Origin of the sequence: Streptosporangium sp. LJ11 (assembly GCF_051918945.1) — a bacterium.
GTDB lineage: Bacteria > Actinomycetota > Actinomycetes > Streptosporangiales > Streptosporangiaceae > Streptosporangium.
This window is the reverse complement of the sequence record NZ_JBPXMB010000007.1, coordinates 291,994-314,298: the sequence shown is the minus strand read 5'-3', so window position 1 is coordinate 314,298 and position 22,305 is coordinate 291,994. Positions and strand designations below refer to the sequence as shown.

At 69.6% G+C, this 22,305-nt stretch carries 20 protein-coding genes and 1 pseudogene; 8 read left to right on the top strand and 13 right to left on the bottom strand.

Features of this window, described 5'->3' with window-relative positions:
- Nucleotide 1 precedes the first annotated feature (1 nt).
- The 6 genes from ACTOQ3_RS13440 to ACTOQ3_RS13415 form a co-directional block, all read right to left on the bottom strand.
- Complete coding sequence (locus ACTOQ3_RS13440) at nt 2-793, bottom strand: hypothetical protein (RefSeq protein WP_440083719.1); 792 nt, start codon at nt 791-793, stop codon at nt 2-4.
- On the bottom strand, nt 790-2,718 hold the full coding sequence (locus tag ACTOQ3_RS13435) for a hypothetical protein (RefSeq protein ID WP_440083718.1): 1,929 nt from the start codon (nt 2,716-2,718) through the stop codon (nt 790-792). The genes ACTOQ3_RS13440 and ACTOQ3_RS13435 overlap by 4 nt, the downstream gene beginning before the upstream one ends.
- Nucleotides 2,715-3,545 (bottom strand): carbohydrate ABC transporter permease, encoded by an 831-nt coding sequence (locus tag ACTOQ3_RS13430; RefSeq protein WP_440083717.1) that lies wholly within the window; start codon nt 3,543-3,545, stop codon nt 2,715-2,717. Before ACTOQ3_RS13430 ends, ACTOQ3_RS13435 begins: the two co-directional genes overlap by 4 nt.
- Nucleotides 3,542-4,480: a carbohydrate ABC transporter permease gene (locus ACTOQ3_RS13425; RefSeq protein ID WP_362693947.1), complete on the bottom strand. Its 939-nt coding sequence runs from the start codon at nt 4,478-4,480 to the stop codon at nt 3,542-3,544. The genes ACTOQ3_RS13430 and ACTOQ3_RS13425 overlap by 4 nt, the downstream gene beginning before the upstream one ends.
- On the bottom strand, nt 4,467-5,708 hold the full coding sequence (locus ACTOQ3_RS13420) for an ABC transporter substrate-binding protein (protein WP_440083716.1): 1,242 nt from the start codon (nt 5,706-5,708) through the stop codon (nt 4,467-4,469). Before ACTOQ3_RS13420 ends, ACTOQ3_RS13425 begins: the two co-directional genes overlap by 14 nt.
- 76 nt (nt 5,709-5,784) lie before the next feature.
- Nucleotides 5,785-6,435 carry a GntR family transcriptional regulator gene (locus ACTOQ3_RS13415; RefSeq protein WP_362693954.1) on the bottom strand — a complete coding sequence of 217 codons (651 nt, stop codon included), beginning with the start codon at nt 6,433-6,435 and terminating at the stop codon, nt 5,785-5,787.
- A 174-nt stretch (nt 6,436-6,609) separates the two neighbouring features.
- Between ACTOQ3_RS13415 and ACTOQ3_RS13410 the strand changes: the two genes are divergently transcribed.
- Nucleotides 6,610-9,348 carry a carbohydrate-binding protein gene (locus ACTOQ3_RS13410; protein WP_440083715.1) on the top strand — a complete coding sequence of 913 codons (2,739 nt, stop codon included), beginning with the start codon at nt 6,610-6,612 and terminating at the stop codon, nt 9,346-9,348.
- A gap of 143 nt (nt 9,349-9,491) precedes the next feature.
- On the opposite strand, the gene ACTOQ3_RS13405 is transcribed toward ACTOQ3_RS13410, so the two are convergent.
- The gene (locus ACTOQ3_RS13405; RefSeq protein WP_440083714.1) at nt 9,492-12,410 is read right to left on the bottom strand and encodes a SpoIIE family protein phosphatase; all 2,919 of its coding nucleotides are present in this window, start codon (nt 12,408-12,410) and stop codon (nt 9,492-9,494) included.
- Between the two features lie 644 nt (nt 12,411-13,054).
- Here ACTOQ3_RS13405 and ACTOQ3_RS13400 point away from each other — a divergent pair.
- Nucleotides 13,055-13,408: pseudogene (locus ACTOQ3_RS13400) on the top strand (SAM-dependent methyltransferase); the annotation flags it as partial.
- 185 nt (nt 13,409-13,593) lie between these two features.
- Entirely contained in the window at nt 13,594-13,902 is a 309-nt protein-coding gene (locus ACTOQ3_RS13395) for a transposase (RefSeq protein ID WP_440083713.1), read from the top strand.
- A gap of 8 nt (nt 13,903-13,910) precedes the next feature.
- Here ACTOQ3_RS13395 and ACTOQ3_RS13390 read toward each other — a convergent pair whose 3' ends face one another.
- Entirely contained in the window at nt 13,911-14,528 is a 618-nt protein-coding gene (locus tag ACTOQ3_RS13390) for a TetR/AcrR family transcriptional regulator (protein WP_440083712.1), read from the bottom strand.
- 67 nt (nt 14,529-14,595) lie between these two features.
- Between ACTOQ3_RS13390 and ACTOQ3_RS13385 the strand changes: the two genes are divergently transcribed.
- Nucleotides 14,596-14,958: a YybH family protein gene (locus ACTOQ3_RS13385; protein ID WP_440083711.1), complete on the top strand. Its 363-nt coding sequence runs from the start codon at nt 14,596-14,598 to the stop codon at nt 14,956-14,958.
- A gap of 120 nt (nt 14,959-15,078) precedes the next feature.
- Complete coding sequence (locus ACTOQ3_RS13380; protein WP_440083710.1) at nt 15,079-15,792, top strand: SDR family NAD(P)-dependent oxidoreductase; 714 nt, start codon at nt 15,079-15,081, stop codon at nt 15,790-15,792.
- Nucleotides 15,793-15,902: 110 nt separating this feature from the next.
- Here the strand turns inward: ACTOQ3_RS13380 and ACTOQ3_RS13375 are convergent, their stop codons facing one another.
- The 3 genes from ACTOQ3_RS13375 to ACTOQ3_RS13365 all read right to left on the bottom strand — a co-directional run bounded on the left by ACTOQ3_RS13375 (nt 15,903) and on the right by ACTOQ3_RS13365 (nt 18,339).
- Nucleotides 15,903-16,226, bottom strand: coding sequence for a chorismate mutase (locus ACTOQ3_RS13375; RefSeq protein WP_440083709.1), 324 nt, complete (start codon nt 16,224-16,226; stop codon nt 15,903-15,905).
- Nucleotides 16,227-16,483: 257 nt separating this feature from the next.
- Nucleotides 16,484-17,569, bottom strand: coding sequence for a Gfo/Idh/MocA family protein (locus ACTOQ3_RS13370; RefSeq protein ID WP_440083708.1), 1,086 nt, complete (start codon nt 17,567-17,569; stop codon nt 16,484-16,486).
- Between the two features lie 86 nt (nt 17,570-17,655).
- Nucleotides 17,656-18,339: a CGNR zinc finger domain-containing protein gene (locus ACTOQ3_RS13365; protein WP_440083707.1), complete on the bottom strand. Its 684-nt coding sequence runs from the start codon at nt 18,337-18,339 to the stop codon at nt 17,656-17,658.
- A 58-nt stretch (nt 18,340-18,397) separates the two neighbouring features.
- Here ACTOQ3_RS13365 and ACTOQ3_RS13360 point away from each other — a divergent pair, with 58 nt between their 5' ends.
- A complete protein-coding gene (locus ACTOQ3_RS13360) occupies nt 18,398-18,778 on the top strand; it encodes a nuclear transport factor 2 family protein (protein ID WP_440083706.1) in 381 nt (126 codons plus the stop codon).
- A 171-nt stretch (nt 18,779-18,949) separates the two neighbouring features.
- On the opposite strand, the gene ACTOQ3_RS13355 is transcribed toward ACTOQ3_RS13360, so the two are convergent.
- On the bottom strand, nt 18,950-20,479 hold the full coding sequence (locus tag ACTOQ3_RS13355) for a carboxylesterase/lipase family protein (protein WP_440083705.1): 1,530 nt from the start codon (nt 20,477-20,479) through the stop codon (nt 18,950-18,952).
- Between the two features lie 295 nt (nt 20,480-20,774).
- Between ACTOQ3_RS13355 and ACTOQ3_RS13350 the strand changes: the two genes are divergently transcribed.
- Nucleotides 20,775-21,197, top strand: coding sequence for a hypothetical protein (locus tag ACTOQ3_RS13350; protein ID WP_440083704.1), 423 nt, complete (start codon nt 20,775-20,777; stop codon nt 21,195-21,197).
- Nucleotides 21,198-21,569: 372 nt separating this feature from the next.
- Here the strand turns inward: ACTOQ3_RS13350 and ACTOQ3_RS13345 are convergent, their stop codons facing one another.
- Nucleotides 21,570-21,716 (bottom strand): hypothetical protein, encoded by a 147-nt coding sequence (locus ACTOQ3_RS13345; RefSeq protein WP_440083703.1) that lies wholly within the window; start codon nt 21,714-21,716, stop codon nt 21,570-21,572.
- 82 nt (nt 21,717-21,798) lie between these two features.
- Between ACTOQ3_RS13345 and ACTOQ3_RS13340 the strand changes: the two genes are divergently transcribed.
- Nucleotides 21,799-22,299, top strand: a complete 501-nt coding sequence (locus tag ACTOQ3_RS13340; RefSeq protein ID WP_440083702.1) for a hypothetical protein — start codon at nt 21,799-21,801, stop codon at nt 22,297-22,299.
- The last annotated feature ends 6 nt before the right edge of the window (nt 22,300-22,305 follow it).

The window sequence follows — 22,305 nt, the reverse complement described above, 5'->3', positions numbered from 1 at the left end:
GCTAGACGAGCGGCCGGCGGCCGGCGTCGCGCCACGCCTCGTACTCGGCGCGGCTGTCGAGGCTGAGCGGGTAGTAGTCGGACAGCCGCGCGCCCTGCTCGAGCCGCATCCGGCTGAACTCCTCCCAGTTCTCGTGGTCCTCGGCCGACCGCACGAGCTCGAGCGCCTTGCCCGAGGGCACGATCACCGCGCCGTCGTCGTCGGCGACCACGACATCGCCCGGCAGGCAGAGCACGCCGCCGGCGGCGACCGGCACGTCGTAGGCCCAGGGGAACAGGTCGGTCTGCGAGGCGTAGTGCGGCGTCGTGCCGGTGCACCAGATCGGCACCCCGAGCTCGCGCACGCGCGCGGCGTCGCGGATGCACCCGTCGACGACGATGCCGGCACCGCCGCGACGCTTGAAGTAGCGCACGAGCATGTCGCCGAAACAGCCGGTGAACGAACTCCCGTAGGCCTGCACGACGAGCACGTCGCCCTCCTGCACGGTCTCGAGAACGGCCCAGAGGGCGGTGTCGCGCTCGACGTACTCCTGGCTCAGGCCGCTCGCGACGTCCTCGCGCTGCGGCATGAACTGCAGCGTCAGCGCCGAGCCGACCACGCGACTGCCGCGCTCGAGCGGGACGGGGCCCTGGACGGCGGTGCGGGTGATCCCCATGCCGTTGAGCTTGGCGCACGCCGTGGCGGCGCTCACCGCCTCCATCCGACGGAGGATGTCGGGGTCGGCCCGGTCGAAGGCCCCGCCGCGTACCGGCAGAGGCCAGACGGTCGACGGCGACTCGCGGGTGGTGTTCATGCGTTCTTCTCCTGAGCGGTGCGGACGAAGTCCTGGTGGGAGGCGCGGTGGACGCGCCGGGTGGTCTCGAGGTCGAGGGCGATCCGCGTGCGCGCGGGCAGGAGCACCTCGATCCGTGAGGCACCGACCGCGACGCGGTGGCGCGTGGTCGGAACGGGCGGGATGTCGTACCGGCGGTCGTCGCCCGGGTAGCCGGGCTCGGCGGTGTCGTGACCGGCGGTGACGATCTCGTCCTCACCGAAGGCGCCGGCCTGCACGACGACGAGCTGATCCTCGTCGCCGGTGTTGACGAGCTCGAGCGCGACGTGGTGCTCCTCGACCGCGCTGACGAGCGCCGCGACGCCGGGCGGCAGGCCGGGGCGTTCGCGCGTCCCGTCGCCGATCACGACACGGGCGAGCGCGAGGCCGCCGTAGTAGATGGCCGGTGGCGCGCCCGTCACGAGCTGGCTCAGCACCTCCGTCACGACGGGGTTGAGCCGTTGCCAGAAGTGGATGTCCCCGTCCTCCGGTTCGTCCGGTGCCTGTGCGATCAGGGACATCCGCCGGAGGGTCTGGGCGAGGGCCAGCTCGAGCGCGCGTTCCGGGTAGTCCGGATTGCGTCCGGCGAGGTAGCCGATCCACGGCGCCTCGTGGCCCTGCTCCTCCTTGTCGTGGAACCAGCGCACCGCCTCCCAGTCGGAGTCGGAGGCGGCCCGCAGCCGCTCGAGGCGCGGATCGTGCGCGACGTCGCCCTGCGCCCACGCGAGCCAGAGCACGGGCGCGAGCGGCACCGGGTGCCGGTCGAACCAGCCCTCCGGGCCGTGCCGGTAGGGCACGAGCAGCTCGCGGGTGCTCTCGTCGGCGCCGAGCCGCTCGGCCCAGCCGGGGCCGAGGCTGCCGCGGGTCGCGATGCGGTCGGCGACCACGCCCTCCGCCATCACGGCGTCGAGGGTGGCGCCGACGAGGCCGATCCGGTCGAGCGTGCCGGTGAGCACCACGGTGTTGAGCGCGGCGACCGTGGCGGTGGGCGCGATCGAGTGCAGGCCGTGAGGCCAGGTCCAGCCGTAGTGGCCGCCGTACCAGGCGCCGCCGTGCAGTTCGCCGACGACCCCGCCGGGACCGACGTTGTCGGGCAGCACGCCGCCGTTCGCGGCCGCGCGCTCGCGCCAGGCGTCGACGTACTCGAGCACCCAGTCGGCGAAGCGTCGGTCGTGGTCGTAGAGCCAGGCGTTGACCGCGAGGGTTGTCGCGGCGAGGTTGACGGCGGTGTCGCCGCGCCCCATCCGCTCCTGCATCGCCCGGCCCATCGCACGGGCCGCGGCCGGGTCGGCCAGGTCGTCCCAGCCGCGGATGCCGGGGACGTCGAGCAGGGGGAGGCCGTAGATCTCCATGCCGGCCTGGTCGGCGCGGTATTCCTCCCAGTCCTCGCCGACGCCCCAGCGCGGACCACCGGAGCCGGTGTGCGGGGCGACGATCGTGCGGGTGACCGGGTCGTAGTTGCCGGCGCCGGGCAGGTAGAGCTCGGCGAAGCGACGCGCGCGTGCGCGGAACACGGCGTCGGAGGGATCCGCGGCGCAGATGGAGAGGAAGAACGGCAGCGACTCGCCCTGGTGGAACCAGTCGTAGCCGAGCTCGTACTCCTCCCGCACGAATCCGAACTCGGTGAGTTGCCGGGTCACGCCCTCCCAGTGATGCTTGGCCGCGTCGAGAACGTCGGCGGATCCGCCGAGGCGATACAGCACGGGCCAGTTGAAGAACGGCTCGTAGAAGTCGTCGACACCGTCGCGACCGTACATCCGTCCCCGGTAGCGCAGCCGGCCGTCAGGCTCGCAGAAGCGTCGCTCGAACTCGCGCCAGGCACGGTCGAGGCGGGCGAGCAGCTCGCGCTCGAGGACCGCCCAGCGGGGCAGCTCACGGACGGGGACGGTGGCGGAGATCCTGATCATCCTTTGACCGCTCCCGAGGTGAGACCGCCGATGATGCGTCTTTGCAGGAGGACGTAGAACACGATCACGGGCGCGACCGCGAGCAGCATGTTCGAGTAGACGATCGTGAAGTCGGTCGAGTACTTGCTGATCGCCGCGAACACGCCGGTGGTCACCGTGTAGATGCCGGACCCGGGTCCCAGGATGATCCGCGGATTCACGAAGTCCGACCAGACGCCCACCGAGTTGAGCACGACGGCGGTCGCGACGGCCGGGCGCATGAGCGGGAAGATGATGCGCCAGAACGTGCCCATCCGGCTCGCGCCGTCGATGCGAGCCGCCTCGTCGAGCTCGCGCGGGATGCTTTTGACGAACGCGGTGAAGAGGAACACCGTCGTGGGGATCGTCAGCGCCGTCTGGAACAGGACGAGACCGGGAACGGTGCCCATGAGGCCGATGGTCCTCAGCACGTAGATCACGGGGATGACGATCGCCTGGCTCGGGATGAACAGGCCCGCCAGCAGCACGAGCAGCACCAGCCGGTGGCCGCGCCGGACCCCGCGGGCGATCGCGTAGGCGGCCGGCCCGGTGACGAGGATCGAGAGCACGTTGACCGACGCGACGAGCAGCGCGGTCGTGCCGTAGGCGCCGATCACGTTGAAGTCGGCGGAGGTCGCGGCCGCCACGATGTTGTCGATCGTGAACCCGTCGGAGGGCACGTCGAACGGCGAACTGACGATGTCGTCCTGGCTCTTGAACGCGTTGGTCACGAGCAGATAGAGCGGGACGACCATCACGGCGGCGAGAACGACGAGCACGACGCCCCGGAGCAACCGGATGACGATCACGCGGACACCGCCTGTTCACTCTGGCGGCGGAGCTGGGTGACGACGACCGTCACCGCGATGATCGCGACCATGAGCACGACCGATTGGGCCGCGCCGTAGCCGAGCTGTGAACGGCTGAAGGAGGTCGTGAGGATGTTGAACACGGTCGTCTGGGTGGTTCCGGCAGGCCCGCCCGCGGTGAGCGCGAGCACGAGCTCGTAGACCCGCAGCAGGCCGATGGCGGAGAGCACGACGTTGAGCGTGACGGTCGGCGCGAGCACGGGGAGCTTGACCTGCCAGAAGGTCTGCCAGGGGCCGGCCCCGTCGATGCGGGCCGCCTCCAGAAGCGAGACGTTGAGAGTCTGAAGGCCCGCGAGGTAGAGCACGACGTTGACCCCGAAAGTCGCCCATATGATCACCGCGACGGTCGTGAAAGTGGCCCATACGGGGTCGGCGAGGAAGGGGAGGCGTTCGAGACCGAGGTTGGTGAGCAGCGCGTTGACCGCGCCGTTGCTGCCGAGGATCGACGCCCAGAGGAAACCGAGGATGACCGGCCCGATCACATACGGTGAGAAGACCAGCACACGCATGACAGTGTTGACGCGGGTGTGGCGGTTGAGGAGCAGGGCGACGCCGACGCCCAGCGTGTTGCAGGCGATCGTGCCCACGACGGCGATCACCGCGGTGAAGGCGGCGGCCCGCAGCACCTCGGGGTCCTGCACGAGCCTCTCGTAGTTGCGGGTTCCGACCCATGACGGCGGGATGGTGAAGCCGTCCCAGTTCGTGAGGCTGAGGTAGATGGCGATCGCGATCGGGATGAGGACGAACAACGCGACCAGCGCGAGCGCCGGCGCGATCATGACGGTGTCGGTGAGCAGTTCGAGGCGGGCGTCCCGGCGACGGCGGGTGGCCGGAGCCGCCCCGCCGGCTCCGGCCCGGGTGTCATTGCCCGGCATTCAGATCCCACCAGGAGTCCAGGGCGGCCGCCGCGTCCGCCGGAGTGGTCTTGACGTAGAGGGCCTGGACCTGCTTGTTGAGCTCGTCGCCGAAACCGCCGGGAATCCTGGGGCCGGACGTGCCGAGTACGAGGCGGGGAGCGGCGTCGAGGATCGCCGCGACCGCCTGGTTGAGCGGGCTGCCCTTGTAGGAGATCCCCTGGCGGAAGTTGCCCTCGGAGGCGAGTGACGCGGTGACGGCCGTCTTGTCGCTGACCAGGTACTCGACCAGGCTCAGCGCGAGGTCCCGGTTCTTGGAGGCCTGCAGGATCGAGTACGGCTGCGCGGGTCCGCTCATCTGCCCGGCCGGGCTGCCGTCGAGTGACGGCGCCGCGAAGACTCCCACGTCGAACGAGGTGGCGGCCTCGTCGATCGAGGGCACGATCCAGTTGCCGATCACGTAGGTCGCGGCCTTGCCGGAGGTGAATCCGTCGATCGAGTCCTGGTACTTGAGGCCGAGCGCGTCGGGATCGACGAGGCCGTCGGCGATCCAGCCCGCATAGGCGTCGAGGTACTTCTCGTACGCGCTTTTCGCGAAGGTGGCGGAGCCGGCGTTGCGCTTGGCGTAGAAATCATCGGACGCGAGGAGCTGCGGGTTCGCCAGCATCGCGAACTGCGCTCCGGTGACCCACTCGCCCGCCGTCTGCAGCGGAAGGTAGCCGGCCGCCTTGAGCGCCTTGAGGTCCTTGGTGAACTCGTCGAGGCTGGTCGGCGGCGCGTCGATGCCGGCGGCGGCGAAGGCTTTCTTGTTGTAGAAGACGAGCGACTGGATCTGCGCGCCGGTGGCGACCTGCCAGATCTTGCCGTCGACCTGGTTCTGCTCGGCGAGCGGGGTGTCGAGCACCCACGGCTCCTTCGGGAAGGCGAGCAACTGCGGTGCCACCACGGGGTCGAGGTTGCTGGCGACGATGTCGGGCACGTCACCCGAGGCGAGCTCCTGCTGGAGGGTCGCCTGCACGTCCTCCCCGCTCGGCACCTCGATGGTGACGGTCACCCCCTTGTGCTTGGCGACCCAGGGCTGGACGAGGTCCTCGTAGTACTTCTTCGTCAGGACCGGTGTGATGTTGGCGAGGATGCGGAGCTCACCCCCGCCCTCCTCGGCGCTGTCGGTCGCGCATCCCGTCAGCAATCCCGCGATCATTGCCGAGCCGATGAGGATCGCGGCGGCGCCGCGTGTGCTGTGTCGCATGAATCTTCCTTGATCTGTAATCGCCTATCGATAGGCAATGGGCGCACAGTAATCGGTCGCGCGTTCGGCGGCAACCTTAGGACGGGTTCGATGCGTCGAGATTTCCGGACGCGTGCGCGGCGAAGGCGCTCGCGGCGACCTCCGGATCGCCGCTCATGAGCGCGTCGATGAGATCGGCGTGCCAGTGGACGACCCGTGCCCGGTCGCCGAGGTAGGAGGGGTCGCCGATCGCGCGCTGGCTGATGAGCATGGGCTCGAGGGTGTCCCAGAGTCTGGCGAGCACCGAGACGCCCGCGGCGGCGATCACGCCGCGGTGGAACTCGACATCGAGTGTGCGGAAGGCCGCCCAATCCCCGGCGGCGACGGCTTCCTGCATTCGCGAGACGATCGCGCGCAGCCGGGTGAGGATGGCGGCGTCCGCGGTCGTGACCACGAGGCGGGCACCTGCCGCCTCGAGCGCGGCGCGCATCTGTCGGGCGATCGCGAACTCCTCGGGGGAGATCTCGGTCACGTAGCTTCCGTGGCGGGGCACCGAGACCACGAGCCCCGCGTGCACCAGCCGCTTCACCGCCTCGCGCACGGGCGCCTGGCTGATGCTGAGCTGCCGGGCGATCTCGGATTCCACGACGCGGGATCCGGGCGCGCGCGAGCCGTCGAGGATCGAGGTGAGGATCAGGTCGTACACCTGGTCCGAAAGCAGTCCCCGGTTGATTCCGGTGTCGGTCATGGTGCCTTCCGTTGCGCTCTGATGTTCTGTCCAGGCTAGCGATAGTCGATAGAGGGCGTCGCCGTTGTCGCGGTGATCGAGACCGAAGCCGTCTCGGCCCGGTTGCCGGCTCCCCATTGACTCGCTGGATGTCCCTCACTACTTTTCGATTATCGATTAGTGATTGGACCAACGATGGCCCGTCGGATCATCGCGGCACGCGCCGCCGCACTCGCCACGATCGCCGTCGCCGCATTGCTCGGCGGCACCCTCGCAGGCGCGCCTCCAGCCGCGGCCACGGGAGGCGCCACCTACCACGTGAGCACCTCCGGCTCCGACTCCAACCCGGGCACCTCGAGCTCCCCGTTCCGGAACCTCCAGCGATGCGCCGCTGTCATGACCGCCGGCGATACGTGCGAGATCGCATCCGGGACATATCGAGAGACCGTCACGCCGTCCGCCAACGGCACGGCGACGAACCGCATCACCTACACCGCCGCGCCGGGCGCGGCGGTCATCGTCGACGGCAGCGATCCGGTGGCCGGCTGGTCGCAGGTCACCGGGGCGCAGCTGACCGCGCTCAAGGCGAACGATCCCACCCTCGACGGGTCGGAGTTCGCCGCGGCGGTCGGAGCCGGTCGGATCCATCGTGCCGCCGTCACCGTCAACGGCGACCTCTCCGGACAGCAGGTGTTCGTCGACGGTGCGATGCAGCCCGAGGCGGCGTGGCCGCACCCGGGCAACAACCCGGCCGAGCCGGTGCTCGCCTCCGCGCAGTCCGGCACCCAGACCTCGCTCTCCGACCCGGCGCTCACCCAGCCGGCCGGCTGGTGGGTCGGCGCCCGCCTCACGTCGCACAACTGGTTCGTCAGCGAGACCGGCACCGTGACCGGCTCGGCGGTCGGTTCGGTGACCGCGAGCAGCCTGCCGGCATGCGTGGGTCTCAGTCCCAACCGGAAGAACCTCTACTCGCTGAGCGGCAAGCTCGCCCTGCTCGGCAAGGCGGGCGAGTGGCACCACCGCTCGGCCGACGGCCACCTCTACCTCTGGACCCCGGACGGGGCCGCCCCCTCGAGTCACACCGTCGAGCTCAAGAAGCGCGACCTCGCCTTCGACCTCTCCGGTCGCTCGTACACGACCGTGCTCGGGATCGGCATCAAGGGCGCCACCGTCCGGACCTCATCGTCAACCCACCACGTGGTGCTCGACGGGATCACCGCTCGCCACGTCTCGGCTTACAGCGACCTCACCATCGACCCGAACAAGGTCACGCCCAGCGACCCCTGCGACGTTCTCACCGCCGGCGAGACCACGAGCGGCATCCAGCTGCGTGGCACGGCCAACGTGCTGCGCAACAGCACAATCGACTGGAGCGCCGGCAACGGCGTGATGGTGGCGGGCACCGGCAACACGGTGACCAACAACCGCATCACGAACGCCAACTACATGGGCAGCTACGCGGCGAGTGTCAATGTGCTCGGCAGTGACCACCTCATCAGTCACAACACGGCATGGGGCAGCGGGCGCAGCAACCTCAACATCGACAACAAGGTCTCCGGCACCACCGCGTCGGGCCATCTGATCCGGTACAACGATTTCGGCGACTACGGCAAGCTCGTCAACGACGTCGGCGCGATCTACGTGTGCTGCCGGGTGAACATGGCGAACACGATCATCGACCACAACCTGCTGCACGACGCGGCCCCGGGCGTGGCCGAGGACGGGCCGGCGCCCGGCGTATACCTCGACCTCGAGACCCACAACGCCACGGTCGCCGACAACGTCGCCTGGAACCGCACCACCTACGGCGTCGTGCTGATCAACCCGAACGGGGGCACGACCTCGGGTAACAAGATCTACGGCAACACGAGCGGCACCGACCCCAAGGCGGTCAGCCTGTTCGGCGGCACCTACTCCACCTCCGAGGTGAAGAACAACATCGGCACGGTCGACACCGCGACAGGGGTCACGGTGACCGGCAACCTGCCGAACTCGACCAACCCGCAGTTCACGAACGCCGCCGGGCTCGACTTCACGGTCGGCTCCGGCTCCCCGGCCCGCAACGCCGGTGCGGTGCTGCCGCCCTGGACGGACAACTCGACCGACGCGACCCCCACGATCGGCGCCTACCAGTACGGTGCGACGAAGTGGGTCGGCGGGGCGCGCTCCGTCGGCGCGGCCATCCAGGCGGAGTCAGCCGTATCCGGCTCCGGCACGAACACCCGCTCCGGCGGGACCGGCACGGTCGTCGGCAGTTTCGACGGCGGCGACCGGCTGCGCTACGCGAACGTCGCCTTCGGCAACGGGCGCACCATGTTCGCGGCGACCCTCGCGACCGAGACGCAGTACGCCAACCAGCGCTTCGAGATCCGCATCGACTCGGCCACCGGCCCCGTCATCGGCACCGCGACGGTCTCGGCGACCGGCGGCTTCGACCGCTTCGTGCCCCAGTACACGCCGATCGTCCCGACCAGCGGCACCCATGACGTGTACCTCATCGCCCTCGGCACCGGGCCGGGTGTCGGCGACATCGACACGATCGCCTTCACGCGCACCACGGCGAAGCTGGAGGCGGAGCAAGCGGACGCCGGTTCCGGCACGAGCGTGATCGCGGGCGGGACCGGGACGTCCGTCGGGAGCTTCGACGGCGGTGACAGCCTGTCCTTCCGTTCGGTCGACTTCGGAATGGGACGCACATCGTTCTCCGCCTCGCTGGGTGTCGATCCCGCCTACGCGGGCCAGACCTTCGAGGTCCGGATCGACAGCGCGACCGGTCCGGCGATTGGTACGGTCACGACGACCTCGACCGGTGGATGGACGCGGTTCGCGACCCAGAGCATCGCCATCGCGAGCAGTAGCGGTGTGCACGATGTGTTCCTGGTCGCGACCGGCGGTGCGGGCGTCGCCAACATCGACTGGGTGGCGTTGGAGTAGCTCCGGCCGCCGGGCACGTTCGTCGCCACTCGCCGCGATCGGAGAATCCGACCTGTCCAGGTGGAGCATCCGGATGAGCGGTCACACAGCCCCGGCCCTCCCGGTCCCCGCGCCACTCGATGATCCGCTCTTACGTTGAGGGACTACCCGAGCCTGGTCATCGATCCCACGGCTGACATCGTGGAAGCGGGGGTGGGAGCCCTCGCGGGCAGCGGCTGCTCGGTCCAGATGCACTTGCCCTCGGCGGTGTAGCGCGTGCCCCAGCGCTGCGACAGGGCCGCGACCAGCTGGAGTCCGCGTCCCCCCTCGTCGGTCTCGGACGCGCGGCGGATGCGGGGAGTGGTGAGGCTTCTGTCGTGGACCTCGCAGATGAGCGACCGGCTCCGCAGCAGGCGGAGCACGATCGGCCCCTTCGCGTGGCGGACCACGTTCCCGATCAGCTCGCTGGCCAGGAGTTCGGTGGTCATCGTCAGGTCGTCCAGGCCCCAGGTCGACAGCTGCTCGCGGACGTGCTGCCGTGCCACGCCGGCGGCTCTGGGGTCCTCGGGCAGGCACCACGAGCTCATGTCGCGGCGGTCGAACGATTTGACGCGCGTGATGAGCAGGGCGGCGTCGTCGGCGGTCTGCAGGTCGGCGGGGAGCAGGGCGCCGGTGACGGAGTCGCACAGGAGTTCCAGCTCCGCGTCACAGGTGTAGCAGGTGATCCGCCTCAAGGAGGTCGTGAGGCTCGCGGCGAGCTGGGCCATGCCGCTGTCCAGGTCACAGGTGGGGGACTCGACCAGGCCATCGGTGTACAGCACGAGGAGGGCGTCGTCGGGCAGTCGTACGTCGAGGGTCTCGAAGGGGGGTTCGGCGGCGCCGAGCGGCGGGTTGGCCGGGATGTCCGGGAAGAAGGTGGTGCCGTCCGGGCGGACGATGGCGGGGGACGGGTGCCCGGCGCCGGCGAGGGTGCAGATTCGGGTGCTGGGATCGTAGAGGGCGTACAGGCAGGTGGCGTACGAGTCGTCCCCCAGGTTGCTGACGAGCTCGTTGAGGTTGTACAGGATCTCCTCGGGCGGAAGCTCGAGGGCGGCGAGGGTGTGCACGGCGGTGCGCAGGCGTCCCATGGTCACGGCCTCGGGCATGCCGTGGCCCATCACGTCGCCGATGACGAGTGCCACCCTGTCGGAGGACAGGGGGATGATGTCGTACCAGTCGCCGCCGACCTCCATCTCCTTCCCGGCGGGCATGTAGCGGGCCGCGGCGGTGACGGCGGGCAGAGAGGGAAGCTCGTGGGGAAGCAGCTCACGCTGTAGTTCCTGGGCGTGGGCGTGCTCCGCCTCGTACAGCCTGGCACGTTCCAGGGCATGGGCCATCAGGCTGCCGACCGCGTTGAGCAGGGTGGACTCATCTTCGGTGAAACGGCGCGGCTGGCTGAAGCCCAGGACGCAGCAACCGACCCGGTGGTCGGGGGCGAGCAGGGGAAGGAAGGCCCATGCCCGCTTCCCGCTCACGGCGAGGAGGTCGGCCATGCCCGGGAACACGCGGAGATACTCCTCCGGCGAGCAGATGAAGACCGGGGCACGGCTTTCGAGCGCCTGGACGATGGGAGGGATGGTCGCCGGGTCTTTCGACTGCACCGAGTCGATGCACGCCTGGGAGTATCCCACCGAGCCGATGGATCGAAGGCGATTGTTCTCGATCCCGTAGATGATCAGACCGGTCGCGACGAACAGCGACGACAGCCGGTCGGCGGTGACGTTCGTGACGTCGCGCAGGGTCAGTGCCGAGGCGAGCGCGCTGGTCAGCTCGCCGATGCGGGCGGCGCGTTCCGCCGCCGCGCGCGCGTCGGCGGCCTGCTCGGCCTCTTGTGCCCGCTTCTCGGTGACATCGCTGATGAACATCGTCATGCCCTCGGGCACCGGAACCAGCCGCACGTGGTAGCAGCGGTTGTTGGCGGGCCACCGGACGTCGAACTCGGCCGGCAGTCCCTCGTCGGTGGCCTGCCGGAAGCGGCTCTCCAGATCGGGTGTCGTGACCGTGGGCAGCTCCCACAGGACGCGCCCGAGCGGCTTCTGCCCGGAGCCGATGAGCCGTTCGGCTTCCAGGTTGAGGAAGGTGATCTTTCCGTCGTCGTTCATGGCGATGAAGCCGTCGCTCATGTGCCAGAGGGCCCGGCCGACACGGTCGAGGGCGAAACGGGCTTCCGTGGTGTCCCACAACGTGCCGATCATGTAGGCCGGCTCGCCGCTCTCGTCGAGCAGCAATCGGCTCCGCACCTGCACCCAGCGGATCTTCCCGTCGGCGTGGCAGATGCGGTGCTCGGCGCTGAACATGCTCTTGGAGCGGATGGCCTCGTCCAGCGCGGCCAGCACCCATGGCAGGTCCTCGGGGTGGACCATCTTGGTCCAGGTCTCGATCTGCCCGTCGAAGGTGTCCGGGTGGACGCCGAAGATCTCGCAGAGCGCGTCGCTCCAGGTGAGGTCGCCCGTGCGGATGTCCCAGTCCCACGTGCCGACCATGACCGTGTTGAGCGCCTGCTGGAGCTGGGCGCCCGAGAGCGTGGGGCTCACACCGCGGGCGGCGGCGGACGGTGGCGGGGAGACCCCGCGCAGGCGGTTCGCCGCCCAGCGGGCTGCCATCCGGAGGAACACCTGTTGGTCCGGTGAAGGCTCGCCGGGGGCGGCGGTCAGGACGGAGAGCGTGCCGAGCGGGCCGTCGGGGCCGGGCAGCGGGACGGCCGCCATTCCGGCGACGCCTGGAGAGGTCCGGAACTGTGGCTCGGAGCCGGGAGCCGGATACGCGGCCGGCTTCGGAGAGGACCACGCGAAAGCGCCGCCGCGGGCCGCGCGGGCGGGTGCGCCGGGTTCGTCCCGCTTGACGTTCTCCCACGCCTGGGTGAAGGTCCGGGGCAGGCCGGTGGTGACCACCAGGCGGAGCGCGTGGTCGCCGGAGGGGTCGCTCAGGTGCGCCATGCCGCCCAGCCCGCCGAGCTCGGCGACCGCATGGTGGAGCGCGACCCGCAGCGCCTCGGTCGCCGTCAGGCCGTCGTCCATGCTCTCAAGCGCCCGCAGCCTTTCCACTGCCGAACGCTTCGAGAGTCCCTGTATGTCCAGGGTGTGTTTGTCCACATGCATGTTTGATGATCGCCCAGGTGGGCTGGCAGGAGATCTAGCGAACCCGGAACGTACTAATCGTATGTGGGCAAATGTCGCATTTGTGGCAAATTTTGGCCAGTGAACTGCCGGGAGGCCGCCCGGGGTTGTACGTGGAGTCCGGCTTCGGCGAGATCGGGACTTTGCCGAAGCTCCACCGGAGGCTCGACGGGAGCATGCCACCACTCGGGGTGGGGATCGGCGCCGGCGCGGGTGTGGGCGGAGCGGCGTCGAGGGCCTTCGGGGCCGAGGTGCGGGCACTCCTGCCTCGTATCATCTGACCGATTTGTCACTTCATTTACACTGCGATGAAAGGAAATATGTCGATTTCGATCTCTTATTCTCATGGTGAGTGATCGACGTTTCAGAAATGAACGGGAGCGCCATGGGCGACTTCACATAACGTGGATCGCGATCCTGGGCGGAGGCTCGGCAGGCGAGCACCAAGGAAGGGGATCGATGACCGATCGATATGGTAGGGATCACAGATGAGGGACTCCGAACCTGTCAAGAATCCTGCCATCGGGATCGACCCGACGATCCCGCATCCCGCTCGTATCTAGGATTACCCCCTGGGGGGTAAGGACAACTTCGTCTCCGACCGCGCCGCCGCCGAGCAGTTCATCAAGGTCTCGCCCGGGACGCGCGAGGGTGTTCGGGCGCACCGCGCCTTTCTCGGCCGAGGAGTGAGATACCTGGCCGAGGACGCTGGAATCGAGCAGTTCCTCGACATCGGTACCGGCATTCCCACTCAGGGCAATACTCATGAGATCGCGCAGGAGATCAATCCGCGCGCCCGTGTGGCCTATGTGGACAACGACCCGATCGTGCTCGCTCACGGCCGTGCTCTGCTCACGAGCACCGAAACGGGCGCCACCACTGTGATCGAAGCCGACCTCCGGAAACCGGACGCGATCCCCTCGAACCCGGAAGTCAGGAAGGTGCTCGACTTCTCGCAGCCAATCGCCGTCATCCTGGACACCCTCAAGGGCCGGCTCGACCTGGAACTGCACGGCGGGCGCAGCCCGAGCGGCGTCGCGGTCCGTGCCGCCCAGCGGATCCTGGCGTTGACCGCCGCGATCCGGCACAACCGCGCACCCGTCCGGCCCGGGTGCGGGCGGACAAGGCCTGCTCCTCCCAGGCCATCCGTTCTCACCTGCGCCGGCGCGGTATCCGCGCCACGATTCCCGAACCGGCCGACCGGGTTCAAGGCCGGCTACGACGCGGCAGCCGCGGTGGCCGCGGTGGCCGGCCTTCGGCCTTCGGCCGGATCGACCACCGCGATCGCGACACCGTGGAGCGCGGCGTCAACCGGCTCAAGCGCCACCGCGCCCTCGCCACCAGATACGACAAGCTCGCCGTCCGTTACCAGGCCACCATCCATATCGCCGCCATCGACGACTGGCTCACCTGCCTTTGAAACAGGCTCTAGGCGGCGGTCGCCTGCTCCGGCAGGCGGGCGCCTAGCAGGGCCAGGCAGTTGACCCACATGGTGTCGAGGCCCTGGGTGTCGTTGTACAGCTTCGCGAAGAGCACCTGGCCCTCGATCTGCGCGACCACGGCACGAGCGGCCGCGGCGCTGTCGGCCACGGTGACCTCGCCTCGCGCGCGCGCCTCCTCGACGACGGACCGCACCATGTCGACCTGGGCGTCGAAGATCTCCTGCAGGCGGACGCGGATCGGCTCGGTCCGGTTGCTCAGCTCCAGCGTGAGGTTGCCGAACATGCAGCCGGAGACGGTGCCGCACGACTCCTTCCCGGCGCTCTGCTCGGCCGCGGTCGCCTCGAACAGCCGGCGCAGCCGCTCCAGGGGGGCGCCGTCGCCGTCGAGGATCACCTTCCAGCTGTCGCGCTCCTCGGTCCACTCCTCGTCGATGACGGCCCGGACCAGGGCTTCCTTGGACTCGAAGAAGTAGTAGAAGCTGCCTTTCGGGACGCCGGCGGCCTTGCAGATCTCCGCGACCCCGAGCGCGGAGTACCCGTTCAGCTCGATCAGCCGCTGCGCGGCGGTGAGGATCTTTTCCCTGGCGTCACTGGTCCGTCCCATATGACAAGTGTACGACCGGTCGTCTATGTTTTCCACTAGACCGGTCGTCTATAAACGGAGGGTAATCATGAGTCATCCGATGCCTGTGATCCTGGAGCGATGGAAGGCCGCGTTCGACGGCCACCGGCCGGACGCGATGGCCGAGCTGTTCACCGACGACGCGCTGTTCCTGGGCTTCCTCCCGGAACCGGCGTCCGGCAGGGAGGCCGTACGCGCCTACTACGCGGCCGTCCCGCCCGGCCGCACGGCCGAGGTGAGGATCCTGCACACCTACACGCTCGGGGAGGTGGTGGCGGGCGGTTTCGCCGCCGTCTCGTTCCGTGCCGACGGCGAGGACGAGGTGCCGGTGAACCTCTCCCTGGTCCTGGTGCGCGAGGGTGACACCTGGCGCATCCGGCACTACCACGTCTCGCGCGTCCTCGAGCAGTAGCCGGCGCGTCCGCGGGGGCCCGGTTCCGGGGCCGGGCGTCCGCCTCCCAGGTTTTGACGAATACTAGACCGGTCGTCTACATTGAAGTAGTAGACCAGTCGGCTAGTAAGGAGTCATCAGATGAACACGCAGGAACAGAAGGTCGCGATCATCACGGGGGCCTCCCAGGGCATCGGCGCGGGTCTGGTCGCGGGGTACCGCCGGCTGGGTTACGCCGTCGTCGCGACGTCGCGCTTCATCGCGCAGCCCGACGACCCGGAGATCCTCGCCGTCCGGGGCGACATCGCCGACCCCGAGACCGCCGAGAAGGTCGTCGACGCCGCGATCGGGAAGTTCGGCCGCCTCGACACCGTGGTCAACAACGCCGGGATCTTCATCGCCAAGCCGTTCACCGACTACACCGACGACGACCTCGCGATCTACCTCGGCGTGAACCTGACCGCGTTCTTCCAGGTCACCCGGCGGGCCGTCCCGCACCTGCTGGCCCACGGCGGCGGCCACATCGTCAGCATCACCACCAGCCTGGTCGACCACGCCAACTCCAACGTGCCGTCGGTGCTCGCCTCGCTCACCAAGGGCGGCCTGCAGTCGGCCACGAAGTCGCTCGCGGTCGAGTACGCCGGCCGCGGCCTGCGGGTCAACGCGGTGTCGCCGGGCGTCATCCGGACCCCGATGCACGCGCCGGAGACGCACGAGGCCCTGGCCACCCTGCACCCGGTCGGCCGCCTGGGTGAGATCTCCGACATCGTCGACGCCGTGGTCTACCTGGAGAACGCGCCGTTCGTGACGGGCGAGATCCTGCACGTCGACGGTGGCCAGAGCGCCGGTCACTGACCTTTTCCGGCGAGCCCCCGGCGTGGGCGAGGGCCTCTTCAGGGCGGCTGTTCCAGGACCGCGGCTCGGTACGGCGGCTTTGGGACGGCGGCGCGGGGGCGGCGTGCCCGTCAGCCGCGGGCGGCCCGCTCGTGGTGACGGATCACCTCTTCGATGACGAAACGCAGGAACTTCCCGGCGAACTCCGGATCGAGCTTCGCCTGCGTGGCGAGCGCCTGGAGCCGTTCGATCTGCGCCGCCTCCCTCACGGGATCGGCCGGGGGGAGCCGGTGGGCGGCCTTCAGCTCACCCACCTGCCTGGTGCACTTGAAGCGCTCCGCGAGTAAGTGGACCAGCGCCGCGTCGATGTTGTCGATGCTGTCTCGAAGGTCTCGAAGGTGGGCGAGGGGCGGGTCGATGCGCTGCCCGTCGTCCTCGAGAGACTGGTCGTCCATTCGCTTCTCGCCTCCGCTCGGGTCGGTGGTGGAGTCCGTCGTCCCGCCTCGACGGGCGTCGGCCGGGCCTGGACCTCCCCGGCGGGTGTGACCGCGCCGGCCGGGCCGGGGCCCTCCCGGCGGGCGCGACCACGGTGGCCGGGCCAACCGGGCGACCGGTGAAGATTACACCCGCGGGCGAGGTGGGAGCGCGACCCGAGCCCGTGGCGTCCGCCGGGCCGCGGGCCGCCGGACCGTGTCCGGCGGCCCGGCGAGGACTACCTCGCCCAGGCCTCGCGGCCGGTGGTCACACCGGCGCCGGTGCGCAGTGACTCCTCGATCGCCAGGCCGATCAGGTGGTCCTGGCAGCCGTCGGCCAGGGAGTAGGGCTCCGGGGCCTCCCCCCGACACCAGGAGGTCATCCGGCACAGGAGCGAGACGACGGCCAGATCGTCCTCGGAGAAGTGCGCGCCCCGATGATCGTTGCGGTAGACCACGCGCCCGTCGAAGCTGATGTGGTCCAGCTCGCGGCCCTCCAGGTTCAGGTCGATCCCGGTCTGGCGCCGCATGAGCCGCGACTCCACCGGCGTCCTCGGGTCGGCCAGGCGCACCACGCTGTCGTCCACGATCTCTCCCAGCGATCCCCGGACGACGACGCGCCGGGCGCGCAGCGGGTTCCACCACTGGTTGTCGGTGAAGTCGTAGAGCCCCATCCCCTCGGCGAACTCCAGGGTGGCGATCGTGGTTGCCGCCTCCTTCGGCGTGGAGTCGCCCGTCCAGCCGTCCCTGGACAGCGGGTCGGCCAGCGGGGCGGTGAACGAGCGCGCCGTCACCGTGGTCTCCCCGAAACCGGCCCCGAGCAGGTGCCGGATCAGGGACACGGCGTGGTACAGGTGCGTCGAGGAGATCTGCGCGGAGGTCACCTGCCCGATGATCCCCTCGCGGACGAGCGCGAGCCTCGCCGCGTGCCCCGGCATGTACGAGTACTGCTCGGCGACCTGCACCAGGCCGCTGGACCCGACGGCCGACCACAGGTCGCGCAGCCCGTCCAGGTCGGCCGCCGGGGGCGTCTCCGCCAGCACCGGCACGCCGAACCCCACCAGCTCCTTCGTCACCTCCGGGGTGACCGGCCACGGCACCGAGGGAATGACGAACTCGGGACGTCCGGCCGCGAGCATCTCCCCGACGGAGCGGAACGTCGGCACGCCCCAGGCGGCCTCGACCTCGGCGCCGCGCTCCCGTGACCTGGTCACCACGCCGGACACCGACAACCGCTCGGGCAACCGCCTGGCCAGGCGCACGAAGAACTCCGAACGCCACCCGCTGCCGACCAGGCCGAAACGTCCCGCTGACTGTGAGGTCATCACACTTCCTTGAAAGGGGGTGTCGTGACCCGCCGGGACGAGTTCGTCGGGCCCCGCGCGTCACGATGCGCGTATCGAACAGGAGACTACTCGGACCGGTCGACGTCCCCCGGGGCCGACGTCCCTCCGAGCGGCGCGGTCCGCCACTCCGGGCTCGAGGGCGGGGAGGCGTTGTCGCCCGCCGGGTGGCGGTCGCGGCGGGTGCGGAGCTTGTGGCGGTTGCCGCAGCGGTCCATCGAGCACCAGCGCCGCGCCCCGGGGCGGGAGGTGTCGAGGAAGAGCAGGTAGCAGCGCTCGCCCCCGCACATCCTGATCCGGTCGAGGGCAGGGCCGCCGAACACCTCGATGGCGTCGCGGGCCACCGCGGAGAGGAACTGCGCCCCGGTCACGGGGGAGGCCCAGCCGCGATCCAGGGCGGGGCCGATGACCGGGACGGGCGGCGGCGCGGCGGCGGCCTCGTTCAGCGTGGCGAGATCGGCCTCGGAGAAGGCGCGCGAGCCCGTGGCGGCGGTCGCGGCGAGCCGCTGGACGGCGGCGCGCAGGCGGAGGGCGGCGGCGAAGTCGCCCTGGGAGACCTGGACGAGGTCTCCGAGCCCCGCCCTGGAGTGCGGGATCCAGGCGGCGAGGTCGCCGGGCGTGTGGAGCCGCTCCCATTTCGAGAGCTCTCCCTCGCCTCCGGTGACGAGAAGCTCCAGGCACAGCGTGCCGGCGTCGAACCTGAAGCGCTGCCCGTCGAGCGGGGTGAGCTCCATACCGGTTGCCAAGGTCATGGATCGAGTGTAACACTTGACACCGGTTAAACCAGTGTCAACGAGAGGGAGTGCGACGATGAGCCTCGAGCGTGAGCTGATCGAACTGTCCGAGCGGGCCTGGGAGGCCAACAGGAACGGCGACGCGGAGTTCTACGACCGCTTCCTCGCCGAGGCGCCGCTGAGCGTGTCGCAGTGGGGGATCGTGGACGACCGGGAGGCGATCCTGAAGGGGTTCGCCGAGAACCGCAACCCGTACACGCGCACGGACCTGAGCGACCACCGGGTGACCGTGCTGAACGACGGCGGCGCGACCCACACCGCCACCGTGGAGATCGACGTGCTCGTCAACGGCACGGACAAGCAGACCATGAGAATCTTCGCCACCACCGTGCTGACCCGCCGCGACGGCGAGTGGAAGGCCGCCCTGTTCCAGATCACCCCGGCGCCCGCCGGGTGAGGCGCGCCCCTGTCAGGTGATCATCGGGGTGACGCGACTCCACGAGCGGTTTTCGGTGGCGTGCCGCTTCAGAAGGCGTTCGTGTCGTAAATGGCAATTATCCGAAGTGAGGATATTCGCCAAGGTGGATTTCTCCAGCGGTGTGGGCGATTCGCCCACACCGCTCCAGATTCACCGCGCGAGCAGCGGGAGCGCCGGGAAGGTGTGGTCCTGCCACAGCAGCCGCGAGGTCTCCTCCGGGTAGGAGGCCACCGTCGACGGCGTGTCGAAGAGCTGTGCGAGGCGGTGGCCGGCGTCGTACGGAGGCCAGCCCGGGTCTCCGTGGGCGGCGAACGCCGTCCACGCCCCGCGAATCCGCGCGGACAGCTCCTCCGCCGCCGGGGAGGGCGGGTCGCCGATCAGCACGGCGGGCTGTCCGCCGCTCAGGTTGCCGAAGACGAGCGGCACGTCCAGGCCGTGGCAGGCGCCGAGGGCACCGCCCAATCCCGGGGCGGGCCAGGTCAGCTCGTAGAGGTGGGCCCGGCCGCCGCCGGCGATCTGGGCGTCGGCGAGGTGGAGGCTCGGCATGCGGAACAACCAGTCGGCGTTGACCAGCTCGTACAGCTCCTCGTCGGCGGCGGCCGGGAACGCCTGGCGGTACCGGCGCGCGCCGTCCGGGCCGGGGGCGAGCATGTGCAGAGCGGCCTCGGCCTGCTCGTGCGTGACCTGGCCGAGCACGCCGTCGATCAGGCTGAACAACCGGTGCTCGTCACGGGTGTGCCCGACGAGAAGCCCGACGTCCCGGGCGGCGCCGTCGGCCAGTGCCTGCCAGGGGGTCGCCGGCAGGACGTCGCCGTCGACAACCGGTGCGAACGGGATCGGCCGGTGCGTGATCTGCCCCCAGCGCTCCCGCCACTGGACCGTCTTGGCGAAGACCGCGTCGCCCGCGGCGGGCAGCCGGTCCGGGGCCACCGCCGACAGGCCGGACACCGTGGGCCGTACCCCCAGCTCGGCGGCGCAGGCGGCGGCGATGTCGGCGGCGAGCTCGGGGGAGAAGAACGTCCCCGGCACGCTTTGCGCGACCGCCCGGTGGAAGAGCCCTGCGGCGCGCGGCATGGCGAGCAGCGCGGCGACCGATCCGCCACCCGCCGACTGGCCGAAGATCGTGACCCGGTCCGGATCGCCGCCGAACCCCCGGATGTTGTCCCGCACCCACCGCAAGGCCGCGACCTGGTCGAGCAGTCCCCGGTTGGCCGGGGCTCCGCCGATCTGCGCGAACCCCTCGACACCGAGACGGTAGTTGAGGGTCACGACCACGGCTCCGCTCCCGGCCAGGCGCCCGGCGTCGTATTCCGGGAGGCTGGAGTCGCCCATGGCGTAACCGCCGCCGGGGATCCACACCATCACCGGGAGCCCTGTCGCCGGATCCGGTTCCGGTGTCCAGACGTTGAGCGTCAGCCAGTCGTCGCCGGCGGTGTCCCGGGACACCCCGAGCACGCCGGACTGCGGGGGCGGCGGGCCGTACGCGACCGCCGGGCGCACGCCGTCCCAGCCGCGCACCGGTTGCGGCGCGGCGAAACGGAGGGGGCCGACCGGCGGCTCGGCGAACGGGATGCCGCGGAAGACCGCCAGGCCCGCCTCCCGGCCGCCGCGCAGGACACCGGCCGCCGTGCGGACCTCCGGCTCGGACTCGGACGGCTTGCCGGATGCGGTGACGGTCATGTCGCGGTTTCCTCTCCGTGCCGGTTCGGTCGAGCATCCCAGCACGTGCCATCCGCGGGCAAAGCATTTAGGGCGCGGCCCGCATGAACCTGAAAACCGCGTTGAACCAATCTTGAACGCTTTCCGGAAACGATCCCTCCCGCGCGCCGATTCCCGCCGGCCGGTACGCAGGCGACAGCAGACCGGTGCTCGTGTCCATAGGAGGATGGTGGCCGTGTCAGCCACCTCGCCAGAAGAATCACAAGATGAGACCTGTCGTCCATCGCCGAGTCGGCGACGGCGGTGGGTTCGCCGTATGGTGATCGTGTTCGCGCCGATTCTTCTGCTTTACGCGCTCATCATGGCGCCCGCGTGGTTTCACAATCATCTGCTTGATGGTCTCGCGGACCGGATTCTGAGCCACCCCCTCCCGCCGGGGACCGACTTCGGCGATTACGAGAGGCAGGGCGTGGTGATGCCTGGTGGTGGCCACAAGGACACGTGCGGCTATCGGGTCCGTTTCGATCTCCACACATACATGTCGGCAGAGGAGACACTGAAGCACTACCAGCCAGCGAAGATCGAACCTGTTGAGGGGAACAGGCCGCTTGAGATCAACGTGTGGACGCTGTCTCGGTCACAGTCTTCCCCGTTGGAAGACGGTGGTGGTCAGCGAATCATCGTTGAGATTCAGGACAACGGTCACGACGGCGGAGGTTGGGATGTCCGTTGCTGGTGAGTGTCGGCGAGCGTCGGAGCGGGTGACGGGAGTCGAACCCGCGCTGCCGGTTCGGGAAATCTCCCATGCATCTGGTCGCTGAGCTGCGAAGACACTGACCTGTGAGGGAGTGCTTCGAGTATCCGTGAGTTCCCCTCGATCACCCTCCTGACGGGCACGCGACGAGCACGGCTCACTTGGCATCGGATCGGACCCGCTGCCGTCGTCGACCCATGCAGTCAGGAGTGAGGCCCCCTCGACATGGCTGCTCCCGGAGGCCGGTTCCCCGGAATCCGGCCGGGCGTGCTCTTGCCGGCGCCGGTGCCCCCGGCGATCCAGCGGACATGCGCCAGCCGATGAACACGATCGGCAGAGTCATATTCGTCCAGGGGGTCATACCTGGCATCTCATGAAATCGAGCAGCCATGAACAGTCTTGTTCTTGAATCCCGCTCGGATGAGGATTGAAGGAGAGGGTCGATTCGTCCATGCCCGAGGCCGGCGCATCGGTGAGTTCGACGGGGTCACCGATGCGGCGCACGCGGCGCACCCTCTATCCGCCTGACCCATCCCGGAGCCGGACGGCGCCGGCCGGAGGCGGGTGTTCGAGAGACGATGTGGTCATGCCTGATCTGCTCTGGGATGACGTCAAACTCTTCTTCGACACCGGGTGCAACGGGGTGTTGCCCGATGTGGCGGTGGAGGGAACCGGTCCCGAGGACTGGCAGACGCTTCTCGATCTCGTTCGGTCCCAGCGCTGGAGGAGCGAGTATGTCCGGGACGGTGAATCGTCGGCTCCACCGACCGCGGCCGAGATGATCGCGGAGGGGGCGGGAGGTGCGGCCCTGAGGGTCTGGCCGGCCCCCGGGATTCTGGCGATCTTTCGCGCTTACGGCGCCGAGTTCATCGACTTCGACGTCGACCTGAGGGAACTGCAGGGCCAGGAGCGGCTGGACGTCCTGCTCGAATTCCTCACCGCGATCGGGAGGCGACTCGGGAAGTCGGTGTTGATGACCCCTGAAGGTGATCACGGCCATCCTGTCCTCGGATATGACGTCGAAGCCGGCCGGGTGGTGTTGCTGGCCGACCCGGGCGCGTACGGGTTCGCCGAGGTCACCGGCTAGGAGCCC